The organism is Bacteroides sp. DH3716P (assembly GCF_025914115.1).
GTDB classification, from domain to species: Bacteria; Bacteroidota; Bacteroidia; order Bacteroidales; family Bacteroidaceae; genus Bacteroides; species Bacteroides ovatus.
The window spans coordinates 2,791,783-2,817,415 of record NZ_CP083673.1 but is presented as its reverse complement, the minus strand read 5'-3'; the positions used below and the strand labels follow the sequence as shown (position 1 = coordinate 2,817,415).

Sequence of the window (25,633 nt, the reverse complement as noted above, 5' to 3'; positions counted from 1 at the left end):
TTTTTAAATGCATGAAGCAAGTTAAATTTAGAATCGTTCAAACGATTCTCCCCTTGTTAATAGGGATGTTTTTATCATTGGGCGCTTATGCACAGCAAATCACAGTCAAAGGACATGTGAAAGATGCTATGGGCGAACCCGTGATTGGCGCCAATGTCATTGCCAAGGGTACCACAACGGGTACCATCACTGACTTTGACGGTAACTTCACATTGAATGTTCCTCAAAATTCTATTCTGTCCATTACATTCGTCGGTTACAAAGCAGCAGAAATTAAAGCAGCTCCTTCGGTAATGGTCACACTGGAAGATGACTCTCAAGTATTGGACGCCGTAGTCGTTGTAGGTTACGGAACAGTAAAGAAAAACGACTTGACGGGATCAGTTACTGCCATCAAGCCGGATAAAATCAGCAAAGGAGTAATCACCAGCGCACAGGATATGATAACAGGTAAAATAGCCGGTGTGAATGTAATTTCCAGCGGTACTCCGGGTGGAGGAGCTACGATTCGTATTCGCGGTGGTTCATCATTGAACGCCAAAAACGATCCGTTGATCGTTATCGACGGACTGGCAATGGATAATAGCGGTGTGCAAGGTTTGACTAATCCTTTGGCAATGGTAAACCCGAATGACATCGAAACTTTCACTGTTTTGAAAGATGCTTCGGCCACCGCCATCTATGGTTCACGTGCTTCTAATGGTGTGATTATCATCACTACAAAGAAAGGGAAAGCAGGCAGCAAACCACAGGTGAACTATGAAGGTAACGTTTCCGCCGGTATACTGCAAAAGACAATAGACGTAATGGATGCCAATGAATTCAAAGGATACGTATCCAAACTTTATGGTGAAGGAAATGCTCCAAGCCCCTTCGGTGAAGCAAACACTGACTGGCAGAAAGAAATTTTCCAGACAGCCGTTAGTACAGACCATAACGTGACTGTAAGCGGTGGTTTGAAAAATATGCCTTATCGTGTTTCTTTCGGTTACACCAATCAGAATGGGATCCTGATGACATCTAATTTCGAGCGTTATACCGCCTCCGTCAATCTGACACCCTCTTTCTTTAAAGATCACCTGAAGTTCAATATCAATGCTAAAATGATGTGGGCCAACCAACGTTATGCTGACGACGGGGCTATCGGCGCAGCTTTGACCATGGACCCGACCCAACCTGTATATGACTCTTCGGACATGTACAAAAACTTCGGTGGATTCTACCAACCGACCAGTGACGGTAGTTCATATAACGATCCGGAATGGCCGCTTACACTGGAAAGTAATTCAACCGCCAACCCTGTTTCCCTACTGAAACTAAAGAAACATACTTCCAGAAACACCAGTTTTATCAGCAATGTAGAAGTAGACTATAAATTCCACTTCCTCCCTGACCTGCATATCCATGCTAACGTAGGCGGTGACTACTCGGAAGGTAAGGAAAAGAATGTAAATTCACCTTATGCCCCGGGCTCTTATTACTATGGTTGGAACGGGACTGACTACGGCTACAAATATAACCTGTCGGTGAATGCCTATGCACAATATTCCAAAGAAATCGGGGATCATTATGTCGACGTAATACTGGGTGGTGAAGAGCAACATTTCCACTATACCGGATATAAAGTCGGACAAGGAACAAATCCGTTAACAGGCGAAGCCTACAATCCGAATCTGCGCTCACAAACAGCCTGGGGACATCACAGTACATTAGTTTCTTATTTTGCCCGCGTAAATTATACATTACTTAGCCGTTATTTGCTGACAGCCACTTTCCGCCAGGACGGTTCTTCCCGTTTCTCTAAAGACAACCGTTGGAGTAGCTTCCCTTCTGTTGCTTTGGGATGGAAACTGAAAGAAGAAAATTTCCTGAAAAACGTAGAAGTATTGTCAGATCTGAAACTCCGCCTCGGATGGGGTATCACGGGTCAGCAGAACTTAGGCGACGATTATGATTTCCCTTATATGGCACTGTACCGCGTCAACGCAGCCGGAGGTTATTATCCTTTCGGGGATACCTATTATGGCACTATGCGTCCTAAAGCTTATAACGAAGACCTGAAATGGGAAGAGACAACGACTTATAACGCAGGTTTCGACTTTGCTTTCCTGAACGGACGTATCTCCGGCTCGATGGATTACTATTACCGGAAAACCGACGATTTAATCAATACCGTAAAGATTGCGGCGGGGACTAACTTTAATACCCAACTGATCAGCAACATCGGTTCATTAAAAAATACGGGGCTTGAATTCACCATCAATGCCAAACCTATTGTAACCAAAGATTTTGTCTGGGACTTGGGATATAACATCACTTGGAACAAAAATGAAATCACTAAACTGACCGGAGGAGATGATTCTAATTACTATGTAGAAACCGGAGGTGTATCTACTGGTATTAGCGGTGCAACCTGCCAGGTACAGAAAGTAGGTTATCCGATGAACTCATTCTTCGTTTACCAACAAGTGTATGATAAGGATGGAAAACCGATTGAAAACATGTTCGTAGACCGTAACGGAGATGGTGTCATCAACGCTTCGGACAAATATATCTATAAAAAACCTGCCGCTGACGTATTGATGGGACTGACTTCCAAATTCACTTATAAAAATTGGGATTTAAGCTTTGCCCTCCGTGCCAGCCTGAATAACTATGTGTACAATGACGTACTGGCCAGTAAATCCAGTGTCGGCAAGGGAGGAATCTTTAATCATGGATACTATTCCAACCGCCCGACAGCTGCCGTGAATCTGGGATTTGAAGGAAAGGGAGACTATTATCTGTCCGATCGTTTCGTTGAGAATGCTTCATTCTTGCGTTGTGATAACATAACAGTAGGTTATAGCTTCAAAAATTTACTGAAGTCCCAGGCTTATAAAGGTATCAACGGCCGTATTTACGGTACTGTACAGAATCCCTTCGTTATCACCAAGTATACAGGACTCGATCCTGAATCGGTTATCAGTTCAGGAAATGATGCCGGAGTAGCAGGTATTGACAGGAACATTTATCCTCATCCGATCACTATCCTGTTCGGGCTAAGTCTTCAGTTCTAAGATTGTAATTTATTAAAAAGTAGACTATTATGAAGTTCAAACATATAAAATCAATAGTTTCAGCAGCGTTGTTCCTTAGCCTGACCACCGGAATGACCTCCTGTATCAATGACCTGGATATATCTCCAATCGATCCTCAGATGACTGCCACCTTCGACCAAGATATGTACTTTACCAAACTATACGCTTCACTGGGACTTACCGGACAAAAATTGAGCGAAGATCCGGATATCGCAGTAAAGGACGAAGGTCAATCCTGTTTCTATCGCGCTCTTTTCACTAACAATGAATATGGCACTGATGAGATGATATGGACCTGGCAAGAAAATGCCGGTATCCCCGAACTAACTTATATGCGTTGGAACTCCTCTCATCAGCAGACAGAAATATTATATAATCGTTTAGCATATAATATCACACTCTGCAATTTCTTCCTGGATCAGATCGCCGGAAAAGAGGATGCTACCTCCGTTCAGCAACGTGCCGAAGCCCGTTTTCTCCGTTCCTTATTTTACTATTATCTGATGGACACCTTCGGAAAAGCTCCTTTCACCGAACACTTCTCCAAAGAGAATCCTCCTCAAAAGACGGCCTCCGAACTGTTCGCTTATATTGAAAGCGAACTGGAAAGCATCGAAAATGATATGAGCGAACCGCGTCAAGCTCCTTTCGGACGTGCCGACAAAGCTGCTTGCTGGTTGCTGCGTGCCCGTTTGTATCTCAATGCCGAAGTATACACCGGACAACCGCGTTGGAATGATGCTATCACCTATGCCGGCAAAGTGCTCGATCCCTCCAATGGATACGGATTGTGTGGAAATTACGAACAACTTTTTATGGCAGACAATGATGAAAATCCCGATGCTAAAAAAGAAATCATCCTTTCTATCCGTCAGGATGGTGTACAAGCAAAGAGTTACGGAGGAAGTTACTTCCTGATTGCTGCAACGCAAAAGAGCGACATGCCGAATCGCGGAACAAATGACCCTTGGGAATGTATCCGTACACGCAAAGCACTGGTTGACAAGTTCTTCGCAAACAGTGAGGATATTCCTTTCACCGAATATACCGATAATAAATGGCAGAATGTGAGAGATGTGCAGGCTGCTGCAAAAGATGAACGCGCCTTGTTCTATACAACCGGTCGCAAAGCCGAACTGGAAAGTGTAGGTAAATTCACCGACGGACTTTCATTTATGAAATGGAGTAATCTGCGCTCGGACGGACAACCCGCTCACGATGCTAAAATTCCTGATACGGACATTCCGTTCTTCCGTTTGGCGGAAGCTTATCTGATTCGCGCGGAAGCCTATTTGAGAGCAGGCGGCGCAAATGCACAACAAAATGCCTGGTTGGATATCAAAGCCCTCAGAGACCGTGCCAAAGCAACAGAAATACCCTCTGCCAATAACCTGACATTAGATTATATTCTGGATGAACGTGCCCGCGAATTGTATCTGGAAGGATTCAGACGCACAGATTTGATCCGTTATGGCTATTTCACCTCAAGCACCTACCTCTGGGATTGGAAAGGCGGTTCCTTTGAAGGAAACGGTGTGAGTTCGATCTATAATCTCTATCCGATACCGAAAACAGAAACGCTGACGAATACAAATATGACTCAGAATCCGGGATATTGATAGAACCTTTATTCACGTTTTAAAGACTGAAAACAATGAAAAACCTATATAAACTATTTACATTGACAATGGGGCTACTAGCTCTGTCCGCCTGTGAAGCAGACCGTGACAGCAACCCTGTGTTGAACGAACCGGATACGTTCGTACTGAATGTGCCAGCTTTTGCTTCCAACAACGTGTACGACCTTAAAAACTCCGAATCATTGGAATTAACCTGTACACAACCGGATTACGGGATTCCGATGGCAACCACTTATTCAGTACAAATTTCACTGGAAGAAAATTTCGTTGACGCTCATGCAGAGACAAATACGGAAGCTAATTATACAACTTTGGGTACTACCCATTCTTCTGCCAAAATGGAAGTGAAAGCTTTAGAATTTGCATTGGCACTGGGAGACTTGTGGAGTGCATCCTCCGATGAAGAATTTCCGACCACTCCCATACCCGTTTATGTACGCCTGAAAGCGGAACTGACCAATAGTGGTCGTGGCATCGCTTTTTCGAATGTAATTGAACTTCCCAAAGTATTGGGATATAAAGCTGTACCGCCTCTCGAATTACCTTCCAGTATATTTATCAATGGCTCGATGGCAGATAGTAATTGGAGCAACTGGGTGCCTTTGGCAGCAGTAAACGGAATGTCCAAGTTCTTCGGTTTATTCTATTTCGGAGGCACTGATATGTTCAAGTTCGGTACTAAAGAAGGAGAATACATCGGATTCAACGATCCACGTCTGACAATAGCCTCGGATGCATTCACCGGATCGGATGATGGATTTGGCGGACAAAATATCAGCGTTAATGTCACAGGCTGGTATACAGTGATCATGTCTGTAAGCATCAAAGGGACTGATTATGCCTTTACGCTGGATATTGCTCCGGGCGAAGTTTGTCTGATAGGCAATGCTATAGGAGATTGGACATTCGGCGATAAAGGCAAATTCCAAGCACCAACAACGGCAGATGCAGACTTTGTTTCACCGGTATGCACCGGAGGCGGAGAATTGCGTATGTCCGTCAAAGTTCCGGGAGAAGACTGGTGGCGTACGGAGTTCGCTATACCTAATGGAAAAATCGTGTTCCGTGAAAACAAAAGTGTGATTGACAGTTGGTCGGAAATAGGTCCTGAATATGCGATAAACGTTAAGGCAGGGCAGAAAATAAATCTGAACTTTGTTCAGAAAACAGGTTCCGTTACTCAATAATCGTTAACTTTAATAACTGAATATCATGAAAAGATTATCATATATGGCGTGTCTGTTGCTTGCTTCGGCAGCTTTCACCGCTTGCGATGAAGATTTTAAGGACTGGGCTGATCCCCAGTCCAATCCCCAGGAAGAAGCTATAACTGCAATGGTAGATATAACTCCGGTTGCCAGTATGAAACTTGAAGAACAGCCGGGCGATTCTGTGGTAATCGCCTCTGTTTCTTCGATTGCAGAAAACTTCTCACTCACAGCTTGTAATATAGAATTAGTTGCCGAAGGGCAGATATTAAATCTACCGTCAAAAGTAAAAGATGGGAATATAAAAGTCAGGTTGACAGAACTTGACCAAAAAGTGGCAAGTTTGTATAAGTCACAAAAATCTTTAGAGCGCGAAGTCACTTTAAAGCTGACACCGGTAGTCATGACAACCAACGGTGAAGCAACTTCACTGACTGAATACCCGGAAATGCAATCTGCCATCACTCCGGTCGCAACTCCGGCTGTGGATACGGAATACTATATAGTAGGTGATCTAAACAGCTGGCAGATGGACAAATCGACAGCCACAAAGCTCGAAGTAGACAAAGACAATCAGTATCTCTTTTCAGTAGTCGTCGAGTCGGAAGAGAAGTTTGATTTCAAGATTGTCCCGGGAAGTGCGATAGAAGCTCCGGATGCCTGGCAAAGAGCCTTGGGTGCTTCCAAAGTAATAGAAGATCCGGATCCGGGATTATTGGCTTTCAGGGATAAAGAAGGAGCCGACCCGGATAATCTCACCTGCGCCGGCGGAAAGAAAATGAAAATTACGATTAATGTAGAAGATTATACATACACAATCAAGGAGGATCTACCCGAGCACATGTACATCAATGGATCTCCGTACAGTCTTGGGTGGGATTGGGCAGTAGCTCCTGAAATGGTTCCTGTCACACAGACTCCCGGAATGTTCTGGAGTATACAATATTATACGGCGGGAGACCAAATCAAGTTTGCTCCGGTTAGAAAATGGGAAGGAGACTTTGGTTATGACGAAGAAATCTTATCTCCGGAAGCAATTGATTTCGCCGAATTAACATCCTCAGGAGGCAATATTGGCATTGGTAAATCCGGATGGTATCTGGTAATTGTCGCAGTGACTACAGAAGGAAAAACAATTTCATTCCGTTTGCCGGAAGTTTACCTGTTGGGAGGTGTGATTAACAATTCGTGGAATTGCGATGAAACGACCTTGTTCAGGATTCCGACCGATAAAACAAGCGACTTCATATCACCGGCAGCAACCGTTACAGGCATGGCACGTATTTCTACTACGGCTGTAGATGCCGGAGGCTGGTGGAAGAGCGAATTTACACTTGATCTGGCTAATGAAGGCGATGGTACTATCGTTTACCGTGAGAATAAGAACGTATCGGATAATCTAAGCGAACTTGGCTACGAATGTAATGTAAAAGCCGGTCAGAAAGTCCATATTAACTTTACGACAGGCAAAGGTAAAGTCGAATAACTATCAGACACTCTTAAACAGCACAACGAGTAGAATCAATTACGATCATATCTCAAGTCTCCCTCTTCGGGAAAGAGGAGATTTGAGATATGATCGAAATCTGACACACTCAAAGCTAAATATAGTACCACTACATTGGAAGAAGAATTCTAAAATAAGGCTTATGAAAGACTTTAAATATATTTGGCTCCTTTTATTGCTGATACTCAACAGCTTTGGAGCTTGTTCAGATGATGATCCGTTGATGCCGGGCGAGCGTCCTTCGTCCGGAACTGATCCTGCCCCGGAAGAACAAGTTCTCCACGACGGATTTAATTTTGATCCGGCTATTCCTAAAGCGGATGAACCACTGACTATCACCTTCAAAGCACCCGAAGGAAGTAACTTCTATGGTTACGCTGACGACTTGTACTTACACTCCGGAACAGGAGCAAATTGGACAGGTGCACCTACATGGGGAGATAATCAGAATAAATACAGACTGAAAAAGACAAAGGACAATGTGTGGAGTATCACCCTTTCCTCATCTATCCGCCATTTCTATTCTGTTGCTCCATCTACTCCCTTACAGACCATTAACCTGATTGTACGTGATGCGGAAGGTAGCCAACAAACCTACGATTACGCAACTTTAGTAGAAGATAGTCAAAACGGATTTATCTGGGAAGAACCGCAAAAAGCCCCTCTCCCCATATCCGGAGAAGAAAAAGAGGGTATTCATATCCATTCGGCCACTTCGATAACGCTTGTATTATATGATAAGGACAGTCAGGGCGGTCATAAAGATTGTGTATTTGTAACAGGTAATTTCAACAACTGGAAACTGGATAGTCGCTACATGATGAAATATGACGAAACAAACCATTGCTGGTGGATCACTCTGGAGGAATTGACTGCCGGTGAAACACAGTTCCAGTACTTTGTGTACAGTGCTTCGGATGGCGGTACTTACTTGTGCGATCCTTATTGTGAGCAAGCATTGGAAAAGGGAGTGGATACCAACTTTCCCACTGGCGCACAAGCACCTTACGTATCAGTCGTAAGCACAAACCCACAACCCTATCAATGGAGTGCCGGAGAATTTGAGATGAAGAATAAAGAAAATCCGGTTATCTATGAGCTCTTGTTGCGGGATTTTACTTCCAGTGGAAATCTGGCAGGAGCAATGGAAAAGCTGCCTTACTTAAAAGAACTGGGAATAGATGCTATCGAACTGATGCCTGTACAAGAATTTGCAGGTAATGACAGTTGGGGATACAACACCGGACTATACTTTGCACTGGATGCCTCGTATGGAACTCAAAATGAATATAAAGCTTTTATTGACGCCTGCCATCAGAATGGAATCGCCGTTATTTTCGATGTAGTCTACAACCATACGAACAATGATAATCCGTTTGCCCGTATGTATTGGGATACGTTTAATAACCGCCCTTCCACTAAGAATCCATGGCTGAACGCTGTAACACCGCATCAGAAGTATGTTTTTTCACCGGATGATTTCAATCACACTTCAGAACAAACAAAAGCTTTTGTCAAACGCAACCTGAAATATCTGTTAGATACTTACCACATCGACGGTTTCCGTTTCGATTTCACCAAAGGTTTCACACAGAAACAGACAACAGGTGATGATGATTTGGCGGCAACCGACCCTGCTCGTGTATCAGTACTGAAAGAATACTACGAAGCCGTAAAAGCTGTCAAAGAAGATGCAATGGTTACCATGGAACATTTCTGTGCAAATGAAGAAACAACTTTAGCCACAGAAGGAATTCATTTTTGGAGGAATATGAACCATTCTTATTGTCAGTCGGCTATGGGCTGGAAAGATAATAGTGATTTCTCCGGATTATATGACACCACCCGTCCGAATCAATTTGTGGGCTATATGGAAAGTCATGACGAAGAGCGGTGTGCCTATAAACAGATTGAATACGGAAATGGAGCCTTAAAAACCAACCTGTCCGAACGGCTCAAACAGTTATCATCCAACGCCGCATTCTTCTTTACGGTTCCAGGTCCGAAAATGCTTTGGCAATTCGGCGAAATGGGGTATGATATTTCAATAGACGAAAATGGACGTACCGGAAAGAAACCAGTCCTTTGGGAATATCAGACAGAGCGTAAAAGCTTGGTAGATATTTATACAAAACTAATCACTCTACGGACAACACACTCCGATTTATTCAACGCTTCTTCTCAATTTACCTGGAAAGTCAGTTATAATGATTGGGATAATGGACGTACACTGACATTGAAAGCTGTGAATGGGAAACAACTTCATGTGTATGCGAATTTCACCAATGCATCTATCGATTATACTATTCCTGAAGGTACATGGTATCTATATCTGGAAAATGGGAATCCCGTGGAGGGAGAAAAAAAGATCAGTGTTCCTGCACACGAGTTCCGCTTATACACCAACTTTGCCGAATAACGAGCGGGTGTTTTGAGCAGAAAGGAAGATTTAACTAATAAGCATTGAAGATTCTCTAACGACAAAGGCACAAAGATGGCAGGTTATTTTTCTGCTACTTCTTTGTGCCCTTGTTTTATATTTTGTTCCGTATTATGCCTGACCTTTTATTTTGTTGAAACATAATTAGACCTGTGTCTCTCCCTCGATATACTCTTCCAAAAAGAGATTCTCTCCGTCAAACACGGCATAAGAGAAGAAGTTAATCCAGTCTCCCAAAATCAACACACGGGAGGTGGCGCTCAACATCAAATCCAGTTCAATGTGACGATGTCCGTAAATAAAGAAGTTGATATTGGGATGGCTTTTCAAGTAGTCTTTGGTATATAGTACCAAGTGTTCCTTGTTTTCTCCCATATAATCCGGTTCCTTTCCGTCCGCCCGTTTTTGTCGGCTGTGCTTAGCCCATGTTAAACCCAATTCAACACTCCAGCGGGGATGAATAGCAGAAAACATCGTTTGCAAAGTTTTGCTGTGGAACATCGAACGAAGTAGCTTGAACTTCTTATCCGGATCACCCAAGCCGTCACCATGAGCAAGATAAAACTCCTTTCCGTAGATTTCAGTAGTCAATGGTTCGCGATGCATGATGACACCACACTCTTTGGTGAGATAGTCTCCACACCAGATGTCATGATTACCTATAAAAAAATGCACCTCTACACCCATATCTGTTAGTTCGGAGAGCTTCCCCAAGAAACGGGTGTACCCCTTAGGAACTACCAGCCGGAATTCATACCAGAAGTCGAACATATCTCCCAGTAGATAAATGGCGGAAGCCTTATGCTTTATACTATCGAGGAAGTTCACCAAACGCCGTTCTTGAGTACGCCCGTGCTCAATAGCACGAGAACCAAGATGTGCATCGGAAAGAAAATAAATGTTCTTCATTTAATTACCAGTTACGAGATCTAATAACGAATTACAACTTATAAAATCAGAGCACTGCCTGACATAGAACGATTAAAGAAAACCTAATTCCAATTTGGCTTCTTCACTCATCATGTCTTTATCCCATTCAGGTTCGAAGACCAGATTGATGGTGGCGGAATTCACTCCTTCTACTGACTCCACTTTTTGGCGAATATCCTCCATAATAAAATCAGCAGCCGGACAATTGGGAGCTGTCAGCGTCATATCGAGTGCCGCTTCTCCACTATCGGAGACGTCAATCTTATAAATCAGTCCAAGATCGTATACATTGACCGGAATCTCCGGATCGTACACTGTCTTTAGCATAGCTACAATCTTCTCTTCTATTTCAATTTTTTCCATACGTCCTTATTTATTATGTATCGCAAAGATAGAGATAAAAAATGAAACATAAAAAATTAGGCACGGAATGCGTATCCCGTGCCTAAAGAATATATCATTTACTCTCTATCTCCGGTTACTAAAAAACACACCGGAACAGTAAATTGTTGTAATGAGTAGTCTAAATCTACTTTCTCACCGAAATCTGTCTGTTGTTGCTCCACTTCTTTCAGTTTTAATTCATTCAGTTCACGACGGCGGCGTTCCAACTCCAGTTCAGCATCACTCTTCTTGTCCATGGAGAACGATTCGGATGGCTTAGGCAACGCTTCTTCTTTCTTATCAAATATCAATGGATACATTGGAGCGGAAGATGTTAGTTCCAGTTCACCGCTTACGGGCATCTGTGATCCCTCAAACAAAACACTGGCTCTTACCTTAATCTTTCCGGGAGTCGTGGTCGACTGGATCAATACGGGAGCACTGCCCCATTTCACCGGAGCAGGATTTGCCAATACATTAGCTCCGCCCAAAATACGTCCCTCTCCTTCTACAAAGAACTTGATATAATAATTATTCAAACGCTTTACATTTCCATTCTTATCTGTGATTTCTGCCACAACAGTAACAAAATCAGATCCATCAGCACGCAGTCCGATTCCTTCGTTGTCTACTCTCAAACGAATCTGTTCTGCACGGCGGGCGGGCATTACTTTATGTGTAGCCACCACCTTGCCATCCATCAGTCCCTCTGCCAGGAAATAGACGTCCGCATCATGCTTTTCACGAGTCATCTTCTTATCAACCATAAAGTCAAATATCCCGGGGAAAGTTATTACCGGAGAAGGCATTCCTTTTCGTGTCTTGTCTTTTTTATAGGTATAAGTTTGCCCATCTTTATTCACAGTCAAACGAACTTCATCGCAGTTGGAATACACCGTTACATCTCTGCTTGAGAACGGTGTCATCTCGTGAGCAATATAAACCATCGGTCCGCTTTCTGCCAAACTCTCGGAAACGACAGCCGGACGTTGCGCCTTAAACATATAATAGGAATACTTAGGCTGACGGAATACATCCATCAATCCACCATAGAACGGGTCCGGATGGTATCCCCGCTGATGATCAAACGAATGCCACAAGCATCCGCCCACATGCCAGGGAGACTCTTTATACAAACCATCATAGCAAATGTAATTATAATAAGGAGAAGCGTAATGAGCAGCCTGTATAAGCATAGGCTGTTCTCCCCAGTTACGGGCTGTGCGACTTGGAGAATTGTGCGAACTCCAATCATCGACATTATCTCCCCACTCGCGTGTAAAATATGTAATTTTAGGATCACGTTTTGAAAGATCCATCGGATGGGCAAACTGTACCGGAAAATATTGCGAGCCCTTGGCTTGCACATCACAACCGGAATAGCAGGACGGATAAGGATATTCCTCATCAACAATCCCTTTCACACACCCGGCAAAATCTTCCGGATACCATGTTTCATTCAAGATCGGTTCCCACAGCCATACACAAGGATGGTTACGGTCACGACGAACCATATTACGTATATCATTATAAACCCGTTTGGCAAAAATGGGTTCGTTATTCCAGAATTGCCATCCCGGAGTATTCACGATAACAAACAGACCAAGTTCATCACAAGCATCCATAAAAGCAGGATCTTGCGGACAATGTGCATTACGGATTACTTCCAGCCCCAAATCTTTCAGTTTCTTGGCGTCACGCCAGTGAATACTATTGGCAACCGCATTTCCTACAACTGCAAAATCCTGATGCCGATTAGCTCCCATCAAAGGTTTACCATAAGGTTTTCCATTCAGCCAGAAGCCATCTTTTCCCTTAAATTCGATACTACGGATACCGACACGACGACGATAACCATCTACTACATTTCCATTCTTATCATAAATACGCACACACAGATTATACAGATAAGGTGATTCAGGAGTCCATAAATGCGGCTGCTTCACTTTCATCTTTCCATTATGACTTGTCGCAGTCCCTTTACGGATATTCAGTTTCACATCTGACGATGCCACTTCTTTTCCTGCACGGTCTACTAAAGAATAGGAAATTTTTCCTGCAAAGCCCTGTTTGTCTTCATTACGTATATGCGCTTTCAAGAGAATATCTGTCGATTGCTCCGATACACGATCGGTGGCAATAAACAGTCCGCCTCCTGCTATTTCGTTCTCGTAATTCGGATCCGTGATAAACACATAATTATGTGCAATCAGCCAGCAATCCCGATAAATACCTCCCAAGTAGGCATAATCTAACACATCTTGTGGTTTTCCAGGCGCATAGGTCGGATCGTCGCTATTATCAGCCCACACCGCAATCACATTGTCCTCTCCCCACTTCAATGCATCAGTCACATCTACCGATACGGGAAGATAGCCTCCAAAGTGCTCTGCCAATAATTTACCGTTTACATAAATCTTACTTTTACCCATAATGGCTTCAAAGTGGAGAAACAGTTTCTTTCCTTTCAATGCTTCGGATGGAGTAAAGTGTTTACGATACCATACTTCCCCCTGATAATTGATGCAACCACTAGCCTCAGTAGGAAGATACTCAATACCATTAGGTAAAGACACCACCTGCCAGGCTTTGTCGTTAAATTCTTTTGCTTCGGCACCCACCGCACTTCCTTTATAAAAACGCCAGGCAGGATTCATCGAGTACACATCACGCCCGGTATCCGGCAACCGGAAGAAACCGGCTGTTGAAAATTCCGGCTCATGGGCATAGCCCATAAAAAACAGAGATAAAAGCAGTAAGCTAACAAAGATTCGTCTCATATAAAGTTTTATTTTACGATGAATGTCATGTTGTATGTCGCAATCAACCCAAAGATGTCTTCGACACACAAAGATAGTATATTCCAGATACGAATCCCCCTATTTGTCCTCTTCATATACAAAACAAGGATAAATAAGGGGATTCAAACTAATACCTGTCAGTTATTATTCATCCGGTTGAATGAGTAAAGGTACTCTGGCACTGTCGGTTCCTGTATTTTCAACATACTTGTAACCAGAGCCAGCTATCGCTTGATTCATGGATGCAATTTTATCAATCAGGGCAGCAGCATCGCTTACCTTAGTTGAAGTTGGTAAGTTTCCACCCGGATTCGAAACTCCGTCGGACATAAAATAACATTCGTTTGCTGTCACTGATCCCGTTGATATTCCACAAATGGTAACAGAAGCAGTGCCAGAAAGCACAGAAGTTGAATAACATCCTGTCAAAGTTCCACCATTTTTCACCAAACCGCCAATATTTCCGGACGCTTTGGCCACTATTTCACCAGCAGCAAACGAAGCGGTTACAGGTCCTTCGTTTCCTCCCACCAGACCACCGGCATTCACAGCTGTAAATGCAGTAATAGTCATCAAAGAATAACAGCCAGTTATGGTTCCCTGAACATTCCAACCCACAAGTCCTCCGATGGCACCTTCACCATTACCTCTATATACAAAGGATACCTCCTTGTCAATCGAAGAACCTTGTATTTGTGCCTTAGACCACCATCCGTTCACACCTGCCAATCCACCGGCATTTACTTTACCACCGGCAACAGTCAGTACCACATTACCTTTTACCTTACAATCCTTTATCATTGACGCACCAGTCTGATTATGTCCGGTAATAGCCCCCAACTTAGCATCTGCTCCATTGACAGTCAACGCTCCTCCATCAATAACGCAATTCTGAATCGTTCCAGTATTTATTGCTGCAAATGCTCCAGCTGCGCCTGACACTTGTTTCACTGTTACATCTTTAAGGGTTAAATTTTTAATGATACCATTATTAGTTATAAACAAACCGGCATCGTTTCCTGTTGCTTCAATTGTAAGACCGGAAATAGTCTTGCCATTGCCGTCCAATGCACCTTTAAACTCCGTAACCGGTACCCATGCCTCTTTAGTCGACATATCAAGATCAGCATCTAATGTAATTACCGTAGCAACATTCGTCATAACAGTCGGTTCACTTGCCAAATTTATCAACCCATCTTCTTTCTTGACTAAATACTTACCCGCTTCAGTCTCCTCATATCCCAAGTCTGCCACCAGCATAAATGATATACCATATCGCTTTCCAGCCACATATTTATATTCATCTCCTGCTACCACCGATTCGGCATTATAAAGTTCACTGATCTTTCCTTTTTTCTCTATTGTTTCCGTAGAGGAAGAATCTCCCACTTTTTCTATCGTAGCAGTAAAGGTTAATTCTGTATCCTTTGTCATGTCTGCCATCGGGAAGAAACTCAAATAACCGTATGCAACTTCATTCTTTGCCATTTCCAAACTTGTCATAGACAAAGTCAGACTATTACTTTTATCACCATACGTTTTCTCTTCTCCCGAAACTGTCAACGTTTTTGGGAAAATAGCAGCATCAGCCGAAACAACCACCTTTGTCACTTTATAGGCATCCGGTCTTCGATTGGTGAATTTAAACTGATAAAGAGCTGTCAAATGTTCAAACTTAAGATTGGTGACGGTAGTCCCATTCACCGTGCCTTTAGCAAGCATGTGCATCGTATTCTGCAGCTCTGCTTTTTGGGCACTTTGCGTAGCATCTCCCAACGTAAAAGTGAAAACATTCCCTGAAGTCGGAACATCTTTTTTCGGATAGATTCCCCAAACAGTAGCTCCCTCTTCAAAGTTACCATTCCCTGCAAATTCCACATTTCCAGACGGTTCACTCTCATCATAATTTATGGTTGTGAAATCATAGCCATTTGTTCCATTCCAAAGTGTAACCTTATCATCGGCATTCCACATAAAGGAACTACCGTCATCTTGTACGTTGGCACGTGTAGACGATTCTTTGTCCGTATTTTCATACCCCCGGATAGAAGCAACAGCCACATAAGTCTGTGATTCTCCCCGTTGCAGTTCATCCCCACCTTCAATGAAAACATCTTCTTTACAAGAGCTTAGGGTGGCTGCACTTAGCAGCCCGATCCCTAATAAAGAATAGATTTTATTCATGATTTATTTTTTTCTGTTATCAGTTATTTAAATATCACCACCATCTCCAAAATCTGATCCACCGAAGCCAGGTTCTTTCACAGCCCCCTGTAGAATCAACGGACAGTATATATTAGTTCCGGCATCCTCATTCACTTTAAAGCTAAAACCAAATTCTGGATCCTTGGCTTCTATTGCCAGATTCATCTGACGTTTCTTATCCTTGAGTTGAGTAGCTGTTACCTTACTAATTCCATTTACAGATCCGCTTCCTACAGGATTAGTCACCGTCTCGCCTACGAAATAACACTGGTTGATTCCTGTTGAATTCGAAGCGACGAAAGCTCCCAATTTATTACTTCCAGCATTATTAGTCACATTTATCTGCGTGGTCGAGTAGCAAGCCGTCACAGTAGCATCAGCATTATTAATGGTATTCTGTGCAATGAAACCGCCAGTATTATTATAGATAGTTCCACTAATTGAACCGGCTACATAACAGGCCAGAACCGTACCGTTACTATTAGCCCCTATAAGTCCTCCTACTTGTCCGGAACAAGAAACCTCAAGTTTGGCTAATGAGTAACAACCTTTGACTTTACCGGAGTTGTTCCAGCCAACAAGTCCGCCGACACAGGATGCACCACTAGAGTTACTAGGATGCTTGATTGTTACATCTGCACCGACATACGAATTTATAATAAGAGCCGTTCCATTAAAATGCTCACCAACCAAGCCACCATAATTAGAATTACCAGCACCACTCAAATTAAGGTTAATAGTTCCACTGATAACTTGACAACCTTCTATTCTTCCTTCGGAGTTTCGACCGATCAAACCACCAAAAACTACCGGTTTTATAACGGTTACAGTCACTCCCTTGACTGTACAATTCTGAATGACACTCGTTGAACTTTCGGCAGCCAATGCTCCTGCTCCCTCTGTGATATCAGCAGAGAAACTTACATTTTCCAAAGTCAAATTCCGGATAGTTCCCGTATTGGTAGCTATAAAACCTTTATTAGCTATTTGCAAATTGCGGATGGTAACACCATTACCTTCAAATACACCTCCAAACGCACTAATAGGTTCCCAAAGTTCATTACCCATATCAATCACTTTTATTCCATCCCCTGCCGGTTCATCGATATATTCTTTTTCTAAAGTAACAGTTGCCTTACGGTATTCATCCGCAATTTTATTCCATCCGAATAATCCAGTCTTATTATAGATATGAATATTTCCATCATCATCGATCATATAGCCCTCATCAGGAATTCTGAAACGATAATCTACCTCAAAATCCATTTTATAATGCTTGCCGGCTGCAAACTGATTGGCAGTAGCATCCATATCAAGTCCGATGTTATCCTCCAAATCTTTGACTTTTACTTTTTTCAGCAGGATAATATCCTGTTCCACTTCATTATTCAAAACGCTTACTGTAATATTCAGTTCGGTCGTACTTTTCATCAACCGGGTATCACCATAGGTTGTAGGTAATATATTCAAATACCCGTTTAATGTTTCATTCTGCGCCAATGCTTGTCCACTCATGTCAAGTGTCAGTTTGTTACGCATACCTGAAAGACTCTGTACCACTCCGTCTTCGTCGATCTTCAACTCTGCGGGAAATACATCATCATCACTCTCCAGCGTAATATAGCGAATCTTCAGTTCCCGGTCCGACGTGTTTTTCAAACCAAACTGTATCAATGCAGTCAATGGTGAAAACGTTAATGCAGGAATCTTATTATCAGTCACATCCCCGGTGGCAACCATATAGGTAGTGGCTGCCAGTTCTGCTGTTTTTCCAGTCTGAGTAAATGTCTCCGGCATAGAAAAGGTAGCCAGGTCATTAAATGTTTTTGCTTCTTTCCGTGGAAATACCGCAATCAGCTTATGGCCATTTTCTACAGCAGCTTTTCCTGTGAATTCAGCAGATTTGTCAGGTTGGTTGTCATTATACCCCGGGGTGATAGAGAAATCATAGCCGGCTCCGAAGTTGCGATTCCATAATGTAACAGCATCTCCTTTATTCCATGTATACACTCCATTCTGCAAATTGCTGCGACCCAAAGGGGCGGACTGTTTAATAGAAGCTATAAATGAATAATCAGTCAGATTCTTGTCGGTTTCGTTCCCTTCACCGTTATTTTCATTCACTATCTTGTCCTCTTCGCAAGAGGTTAGTGCCATTGCGCCCAGCAGTGCAACGCTCAATAAGTGATAAACCTTTTTCATAACTATATAAAAGTTTGTTCGATTAAATATCTTTATTTCAACAACCATTAATACATTGGTTTGTTACGCGTTGGAGTACCACTTCCAAAATAGTCGTAGGTTGGCTTCTTATAGAAACGTATCCAGTCGATTTCCATACGTGGCGTATCATTGCTAGACTTACTTTCCTGATAAGAAATATGCTTAAAGTCGTTTGCCCAACTACCATCTTTAGCAGCCTGTTCTACCGCAGCGTCACCAAGCGCCCATTCATTACATCCGGCAAATGTCAATAGTAAATGTAACCCTTCCGTATTGTATTTGTCCGTAAACGGCCAATGTGTAGACGAGTTCCATGAAGCCGTTCCATTAGCTATTCCGGTATAGCTGCCGTCAGTCCTCATGCGTACATTCTCTTTACCATTAATACCTAAAGCAATCTCGTTATTATCTCTCCATTCCATCCAATAGATATCGAATTCATCCATATCCGATATTATCAACTGTCCTGAAGACGGTTTATACTTATCACCGGATGAAGTGGATATATCATTCCAGTGGAAAGTCTGCCAAGCGCCATTCGGATTCGCATTGGTAGCCGGATTTTCCAGAAGATCAACCTCACCATAGGTAGACCATTGCACACCTCTGATATTTCCTTGGAACCAGACTGCCGAGTTGAAAGAGTGTTTCTTTCCACGCACACGGATTCTAACTTCCACACGAGTGCCCGGCAAAATGCGTACATTGCTGGATTCCCAAGAATCAGCACCCGTAGGCACACCATCAAACTTACTTGCATAGAGGGAGGAAACTCCAAAATCTCTTGTTCCCGTAATTTCCCCTGTCACACTGATTCCCGGATCATACGCACACCACATTTTCAAATATCCATCTTGAGTCATCGTTGCATATTTCTCATTTACAACCGCTTGTACTTTCTGTGTGTTAGCCACATTCTGTGCCGCCATAAAACGTGGAGGACGATTACCATACTGATTGGGGAGTCCGGTACCTTCTGTCAAAGCATCAATCGGATGGAACTCATAAGAATTCAGGAATGTCCATCCTTCAGCAGCTAACGCTTCATTCGGATGCGGATCACCCTCCTTTATCAATAGTGCTGACGCAGCTCTGACCTCATCCCATTTTTCTACAGCCTTTTTATTGCTGGCTGATACAAATATCTGATCCGGATCTGTATAAACCCATTGCTCATTGGTTAACTCGGTGCCCGGAGTCAAACCTGCATCCGTATCAGTAACCTTAATTTCCAACTCGTCCCCATATACCGGATGAATTTCAGAATCGGTAGCAAAAGACATAGACACAGAAGTGAAAGTATTCGGTCCTTTCTCTCCTTTCACCCATATAAGTTCAGATTCAGCTGTTTTATACCCGGCTTTCACCACCAATTCGCTCGGCAGATTCTCATATTTATCCGCATCTTCACCCGCATCAATATGAACGACTACATCTTCCTTAGCTGACGCTCCTACCGTAGCGACCAGAATAAATGAGCCATACTCTTTCACCGTATTGTCCGAATTGTTCTTCAATGACAAGATGGTGTAGTGTTTATCAGATACCACAATCGGACGTTCAGCCGCATTGATCTTGTATCCTCTGACATAAGCGGTGATAGTACCCGATATAGGATATTTAGCCAGATCGTTCTTTACCTTAAATTCGGTAAATCCCTGTTTCTCACCTTTCTTCATAAAAAGATGACCAGCAAAGCCTTCAAAGACATCAGATACAGGGACATCCTTTCCTCCTACATTCTTACCTGCAAAAGTCAGAACAACGTCTATATCTTCTTCGAGTGCCAACTGATTGTCTTGCTGATCTACCTTCACAGTAAAGGTCACATTATCTCCGATAGCAGCACTTTGAGTACTGATTTCGGCCACCAGATTCCGGGCTTCTCCGATAGAGATAACCGTCTCGGTGTCATTACAGCCTGTCATTACAAGGATAAACAGGCAAATTGGTAATAATCTATAGAAATATTTCTTCATAATCTATCCTATTATATCATTATTAATGATTACCATTTCGGGTTTTGTCTCAACTTTTTGTTCAATTCCAATTCTGAAGGAGGGATCGGTAACAGATAATCCCTATCTGCATGGAATTGATATCCGCTTGGCAGAGTCCCGGCCATCGGATCCGCCCATTTGTTATCATCAAGGGTCAGACGCTCTCTGATTCTTTTCTGATTATCCGGACTGTAAGATTTGAATAAAATAGATTCATCACCTACATAAGCACCTTTACCACACTTTCCGACAATCAGTTTATCGGCTTTCCAACGCATGAGATCATCCAGCCGGAAACCTTGCAAAGCAAGTTCAGAACGGCGTTCACGACGGATTTCCTGTAAAACAGGAGTCAATGTATAACCGAAATCGGTGAAATTAGCATCCTTTGCCGGTGCCAGATATTTCACTCCTGCACGTTCACGAAGCGCTTTCAATGTCTTATTCGCTATATCATCGCTCCACATTTCCAGTTCAGCAGCAGCTTCTGCATAAGCCAAAAGACCTTCGGCATAACGAATAATAGGTAAAGCAGTCTCACCATTACCACTTACAAAGGTGGTATCTATTCCCAAACGGATGTGATAACCCGTCAAAGAACGTGTGTTTCCATCTCCTGCCAATTTAGGAGGACTAATAGTATTCTTCTTCTCATCCGTATATTCTTCCAGATGCATTGGGGTCGCAGTAGTGGCAGAAGCAAATTTGGCACCTTCATTCATCACCGTTTGAATCAATCTAGGGTCACGGCCTTCAAATGTTTCCTTAAAATCCTTAAATTTCTCATTTGTCGGATCAATAAATGTTCCATCGGCATTCAGATAATTATCCACCAGGCTTTGAGTAATTCCGGCAGCTCCTTCCGAGTCGACAACACCTGCCTTCAGATTACCGTTGACATCATGAAAGACTCCTTCATCACTCGAATATTTCCTCCACAATAGCACTTCGCCCATTCCTGACAAATCTTTGCTATTGAACAATGCCGCAAAAGCATCTCCCGGATTTTGCCCGGTTTTATACAGATCAATGCCACAACCGAACAGTTCATTTCCCCAGTTAATAACTTCACCCAAGAAATAATTTGATTCGTTAGTGGAAGATGCAAAATCATCGCTGCTGTGATACTTTTCCCAAGTTCCTTCATACAACGCCACATTCATTGCCAAAACCATGGCAGCTTCTTTATTGATACGAATTCCGGAATATTTACCGCGCGAATGCAACAGATTCTTCGCCTCAACCAAATCACTCAAAATAAATCGGGCTACCTCATTACGTGTCTTTGCGGGAATCTGTAATCCTGCGATTGTCGCATTCTCATCCCAAAAAGCATCCATTACCGGAATAGAACCGAATTTCTTCAATAAATCGAAATGCCAATAGGCACGTAAAAAGTAAGCCTCCCCTTTCAACGACAGTACATCTTCGTTTTCCTGTGCTTCGGGTACTTTATAATTATGGAAAAAATAGTTCACTTTACGCAGGTTCTGATAACCAGTCTGCCAATCGGAAGCTCCGCTAAACTGGTTATTCTGTCCATGCAAACGGGCATCATACTTTTCTGCAATAATATTGTCACTATTCTTTTCTTCACTGCGAACTCCCAAACCGAACTTACTAAAAGACGGCAACGTCATATATAGTCCGTTAATATAGTTTTCAACCTGTATGGCACCTGTCAGAAAATTACCGGCTTCCGGCTTGGTTATCGGTTCTCTATCCAGAAAATCTGAACAGGATGAAAATGGTAATATTGAAGCGGCTACAAAAGCCATTATATATATTCTTTTCATATCTTATGGTTTAAAAGGTAAATTCAATACCAAATACGTAGTTTTTATTCAACGGATATACCTTTCCGTTACCATTTTGCTTCATTGGGGAAGTCAATCCCGGAGCAGTTTCGTTACTACCCCCAGCCCATGTATTTACCTGATTCAAGGTTTCAGGATCGAATACGTCCGGCAAATTGTCAATCGTGAAGAGATTATCACAAGTGAAATACACTTTCAAGTTCTCCAATCCCATCTTCTTAACCAGTTTAGGCTGGAAGTTATAAGAAATCATCAAGTTTTTGAGTCGCATATAAGCTGCGTTCAATAAATAACGTGAAGTGTTGTAACCTACGTTCGCATTATATTCAGGACTGTCGGGTTTTGTCAGACGCGGCAGGTAAGCCCCTGGGTTGTACACATTATAATAATCCAAATGTTCTTTAAAGAAGTTGGAATCACCGCTAAACAGATAAGTACTTGCAGCCATCGGGAAATCACGTTTCATGACTCCCTGGAACAATGCGGAAACTTCAAAACCTTTATAACCGGCATGTAAGTTCAGACCGAAGGAGTAACGAGGAGTCGTATTACCGATAATTTTCAAATCACCGTGATCTTTCAATGTACCCGAACCCGGATCAATTTTACCATCACCGTTCGAATCGATATATTTCAAATCACCACGTTGCCAATCCTTATTCGGTTTGAAGAAAGACATGTCTACTTCTCTCAGATATTCATCCACTTCCTGGTTGGTGAGAAACAGATCATTTGCTTCATATCCCCAGATTTCACCTAAATCCATTCCCTGGTAATAACCTTTGTTACGAACCAGACCGGTGTGGTTGTTATAAATCAATCCTTCCGGATTATTGTATTTGGTTACCACTGCTTTGTAGTCAAAGATATTGAAACCGATTCCATAACTGAAACCATTCTTCAGCTGGTCAGACCAGTTAACCGACAATTCCCATCCACGGTTACGTAGTGTTGCATTATTTACTTTAGCACGTTGGTCAACAGCAATACCGCCAATATCAGGAATTGCTTCAGCCGGGCCAATCATGTCTTTGGTCGTACGTTGGTAAATATCCGCCGTAATCGTCAAACGATTGTTAAGCAAAGTCAGGTCGAAACCTAAGTTGGCATTATCCACTTTTTCCCATGTAATGTACGGGCTTACCATAGAAGGTGTTAAAGCGACTGTACCACGTACCGGAGTAGCCGAAGTGACACCGGAAAGCAACCATGCATTTGAATAGTCCGGTCTCAATGTCATGAAGTTCAGATAATCATATAGTCCGGCTTCATTCTGATTGCCTAAACGTCCGTAAGACAAACGCACTTTCAACTGTGAAACAGGCAAGCTCCATTGCTTGAAGTAGTCGGTACGGGCAATGTCATAACCGGCAGAGAAAGAAGGGAAAAATCCCCAACGATTGCCGGAAGCGAAACGTGACGAACCATCATAACGTCCGCTAAATTCCAGAAAATAGACATTCTGGTAGTTCCAGTTCAAACGGGTATAGAATCCCATGGTTGCCCAATGGTCACGCGCTTCACTATTATAGGCTTTTCCGTTTGCATTGTCAAAAGAGAATGTATCATCGCTCATCACTCCGTCTTTATACGCATACATGCTTGAGTTTTGCTGCACTTCCATCTGGAAACCGGCCATTGCCTTAAAGAAATGGTCACCCCATTGATTCGTATATGAAGACGACACACTGGGAGACAAATAATAGTTGAATTGATTTCCACGAGTCATTGATCCCCACAAAGAATTCGAATATTCGATACCGGGATAAGAATATCCCTGCCGGGGAGCGGTAACATTCTCTATGGTTCCGTCGGGCCGTGTGGTACGGGGCTGCTTCTGCAAGAATTCATCATTCTGCACATCAAAACGAACTTTCATCTCTCCGATAATGTCCCAGCCTTTCAGAGGCGTAACAGTAGCTGCAAAAGTCATGGCATCAGAAATGCGGTTCTGCGAATAGCCCACATTGTCCAGATACAAAGCTTCATTCCATGAAGGAAGATTATAAAGCCCGGAAATAGGAACTTCAGTCACCATATTAGGCTGCGAACGAGCTATCTGATGATAAAGAATAGACATATCGGGGAGCGGGCGGGAAATCAGATTCAACGTGATATTGTTATTGAAGTTAAACTTCAACCAGTCATTCGGCTTGATCTGAAATTTGGTATTCACGTTGTATTTATCCAGAGAGTCTTCTACACGATCCAGCAAACCACCCTGGTAAGTATAACCCAGACCGACATAATAAGTCACTTTGTCCGATCCACCGGAGATACTTAGATTGTGTGAATGACGCAAAGATTTGTTTTTATAGAAATAATCAAACCAGTCGGTATTGGCATACTGCGATTCACCGCCACGCCAACCGGTATTCTCCTGATTGGCGGTAATACCGGGCAGACCTTCACCATAGGGGTTCTGCAAAAACTGATTCATCAAATCAATAGTCTCCTGTGAGAAGTATGGAGACTCACCAATTGCCGAACGGTACGCATTTTTATAATTGGCAAACTCTACAGAGTTCATCATCTCGGGCATGTTGATAGGTGCACTCATACCCACAGAACCGCGATAAGTCACCCGGGCTTTATCCTGTTTACCGCTCTTGGTCGTTACTAACACCACACCATACGCAGCACGAGCACCATACACGGCTGCTGCAGAAGCATCTTTCAATACACTGATACTTTCTATATCGGCAGGATTTACATTCTGCAAGCTCTGTTCCACACCATCCACCAATACATAAGGCTCTCCACCATTAATAGAACCGATACCGCGAATATTAAATTTGATTTCTCCGCCAACTTCACCACCGGTACCGCTTTCAGAAGCATCCGAAGCAAAGTTCAAACCAGCCACATTACCTTGTAAGGCGCTGGTTACATCCGTCACAGGACGGGTAGCGATTGCATCCGCATTAACTGTTGCTACAGCCGCTGTAATAGTATTACGTTTCTGTGTTCCCATACCGACTACCACCACTTCATCTAAAGTTTTGGAGTCTTCCTTCATCACGAACCGATTTCCTGTTAGCTTAGTGATTTTCACTTCCAAAGGAGCATAGCCCACATAGTTGACAGTTATCGTTGTACCTACTTTACCGTTAATTTTAAAGTTTCCATCCAAATCGGTAATGGTACCATCAGTAGAACCTTTCACCATAACGGTTGCTCCGATTACGGACTCGCCACGTTCGTCTACCACCTTACCAGTGATAGTGCCCTGTTGAGCAAAGAGCTCCACAGGGAAGAACAGTAAAAGCATTGAAAAGAGACACACCAGTTGCATCCTAATCTGCATTTTCTTCATAACATTATATTAAAGTTAATACTAAAAGTTTTTTTGAGTTCCATTTGCCAATAGCCCACACTATCCGGCATTGAAATACACC

General features: G+C 42.8%; 13 protein-coding genes. 5 read left to right on the top strand and 8 right to left on the bottom strand.

Annotated elements, in window-relative coordinates; all coding sequences use genetic code 11:
• Nucleotides 1-11: 11 nt before the first annotated feature.
• The 5 genes from KQP79_RS10415 (at nucleotide 12) to KQP79_RS10395 (ending at nucleotide 9,854) form a co-directional block, all read left to right on the top strand.
• Complete coding sequence (locus KQP79_RS10415; RefSeq protein ID WP_004310514.1) at nucleotides 12-3,059, top strand: SusC/RagA family TonB-linked outer membrane protein; 3,048 nt, start codon at nucleotides 12-14, stop codon at nucleotides 3,057-3,059.
• 29 nt (nucleotides 3,060-3,088) lie between these two features.
• Nucleotides 3,089-4,699: a starch-binding outer membrane lipoprotein SusD gene (gene susD, locus KQP79_RS10410; RefSeq protein WP_022198967.1), complete on the top strand. Its 1,611-nt coding sequence runs from the start codon at nucleotides 3,089-3,091 to the stop codon at nucleotides 4,697-4,699.
• Nucleotides 4,700-4,734: 35 nt separating this feature from the next.
• Nucleotides 4,735-5,907 carry a SusF/SusE family outer membrane protein gene (locus tag KQP79_RS10405; protein ID WP_004310516.1) on the top strand — a complete coding sequence of 391 codons (1,173 nt, stop codon included), beginning with the start codon at nucleotides 4,735-4,737 and terminating at the stop codon, nucleotides 5,905-5,907.
• Between the two features lie 25 nt (nucleotides 5,908-5,932).
• Entirely contained in the window at nucleotides 5,933-7,414 is a 1,482-nt protein-coding gene (locus KQP79_RS10400) for a DUF5115 domain-containing protein (RefSeq protein ID WP_004305043.1), read from the top strand.
• Between the two features lie 163 nt (nucleotides 7,415-7,577).
• Nucleotides 7,578-9,854 (top strand): alpha-amylase family glycosyl hydrolase, encoded by a 2,277-nt coding sequence (locus KQP79_RS10395; RefSeq protein ID WP_004305044.1) that lies wholly within the window; start codon nucleotides 7,578-7,580, stop codon nucleotides 9,852-9,854.
• A 165-nt stretch (nucleotides 9,855-10,019) separates the two neighbouring features.
• Here KQP79_RS10395 and KQP79_RS10390 read toward each other — a convergent pair whose 3' ends face one another.
• From KQP79_RS10390 to KQP79_RS10355, 8 genes are all read right to left on the bottom strand, one after another.
• Nucleotides 10,020-10,784 carry a UDP-2,3-diacylglucosamine diphosphatase gene (locus KQP79_RS10390; RefSeq protein ID WP_004299751.1) on the bottom strand — a complete coding sequence of 255 codons (765 nt, stop codon included), beginning with the start codon at nucleotides 10,782-10,784 and terminating at the stop codon, nucleotides 10,020-10,022.
• A 72-nt stretch (nucleotides 10,785-10,856) separates the two neighbouring features.
• The gene (locus KQP79_RS10385; RefSeq protein ID WP_004299750.1) at nucleotides 10,857-11,168 is read right to left on the bottom strand and encodes an iron-sulfur cluster assembly protein; all 312 of its coding nucleotides are present in this window, start codon (nucleotides 11,166-11,168) and stop codon (nucleotides 10,857-10,859) included.
• A 98-nt stretch (nucleotides 11,169-11,266) separates the two neighbouring features.
• The gene (locus KQP79_RS10380; RefSeq protein WP_022198968.1) at nucleotides 11,267-13,969 is read right to left on the bottom strand and encodes a glycoside hydrolase family 2 protein; all 2,703 of its coding nucleotides are present in this window, start codon (nucleotides 13,967-13,969) and stop codon (nucleotides 11,267-11,269) included.
• Nucleotides 13,970-14,134: 165 nt separating this feature from the next.
• The gene (locus tag KQP79_RS10375) at nucleotides 14,135-16,174 is read right to left on the bottom strand and encodes a GLUG motif-containing protein (protein WP_004310518.1); all 2,040 of its coding nucleotides are present in this window, start codon (nucleotides 16,172-16,174) and stop codon (nucleotides 14,135-14,137) included.
• A gap of 27 nt (nucleotides 16,175-16,201) precedes the next feature.
• A complete protein-coding gene (locus tag KQP79_RS10370) occupies nucleotides 16,202-18,397 on the bottom strand; it encodes a hypothetical protein (protein WP_022198969.1) in 2,196 nt (731 codons plus the stop codon).
• A gap of 47 nt (nucleotides 18,398-18,444) precedes the next feature.
• Nucleotides 18,445-20,397 carry a DUF5006 domain-containing protein gene (locus tag KQP79_RS10365; protein ID WP_004310520.1) on the bottom strand — a complete coding sequence of 651 codons (1,953 nt, stop codon included), beginning with the start codon at nucleotides 20,395-20,397 and terminating at the stop codon, nucleotides 18,445-18,447.
• Nucleotides 20,398-20,426: 29 nt separating this feature from the next.
• The gene (locus KQP79_RS10360) at nucleotides 20,427-22,214 is read right to left on the bottom strand and encodes a RagB/SusD family nutrient uptake outer membrane protein (protein ID WP_138343215.1); all 1,788 of its coding nucleotides are present in this window, start codon (nucleotides 22,212-22,214) and stop codon (nucleotides 20,427-20,429) included.
• Nucleotides 22,215-22,224: 10 nt separating this feature from the next.
• Nucleotides 22,225-25,551 carry a SusC/RagA family TonB-linked outer membrane protein gene (locus tag KQP79_RS10355; protein ID WP_061447982.1) on the bottom strand — a complete coding sequence of 1,109 codons (3,327 nt, stop codon included), beginning with the start codon at nucleotides 25,549-25,551 and terminating at the stop codon, nucleotides 22,225-22,227.
• Nucleotides 25,552-25,633: the final 82 nt, after the last annotated feature.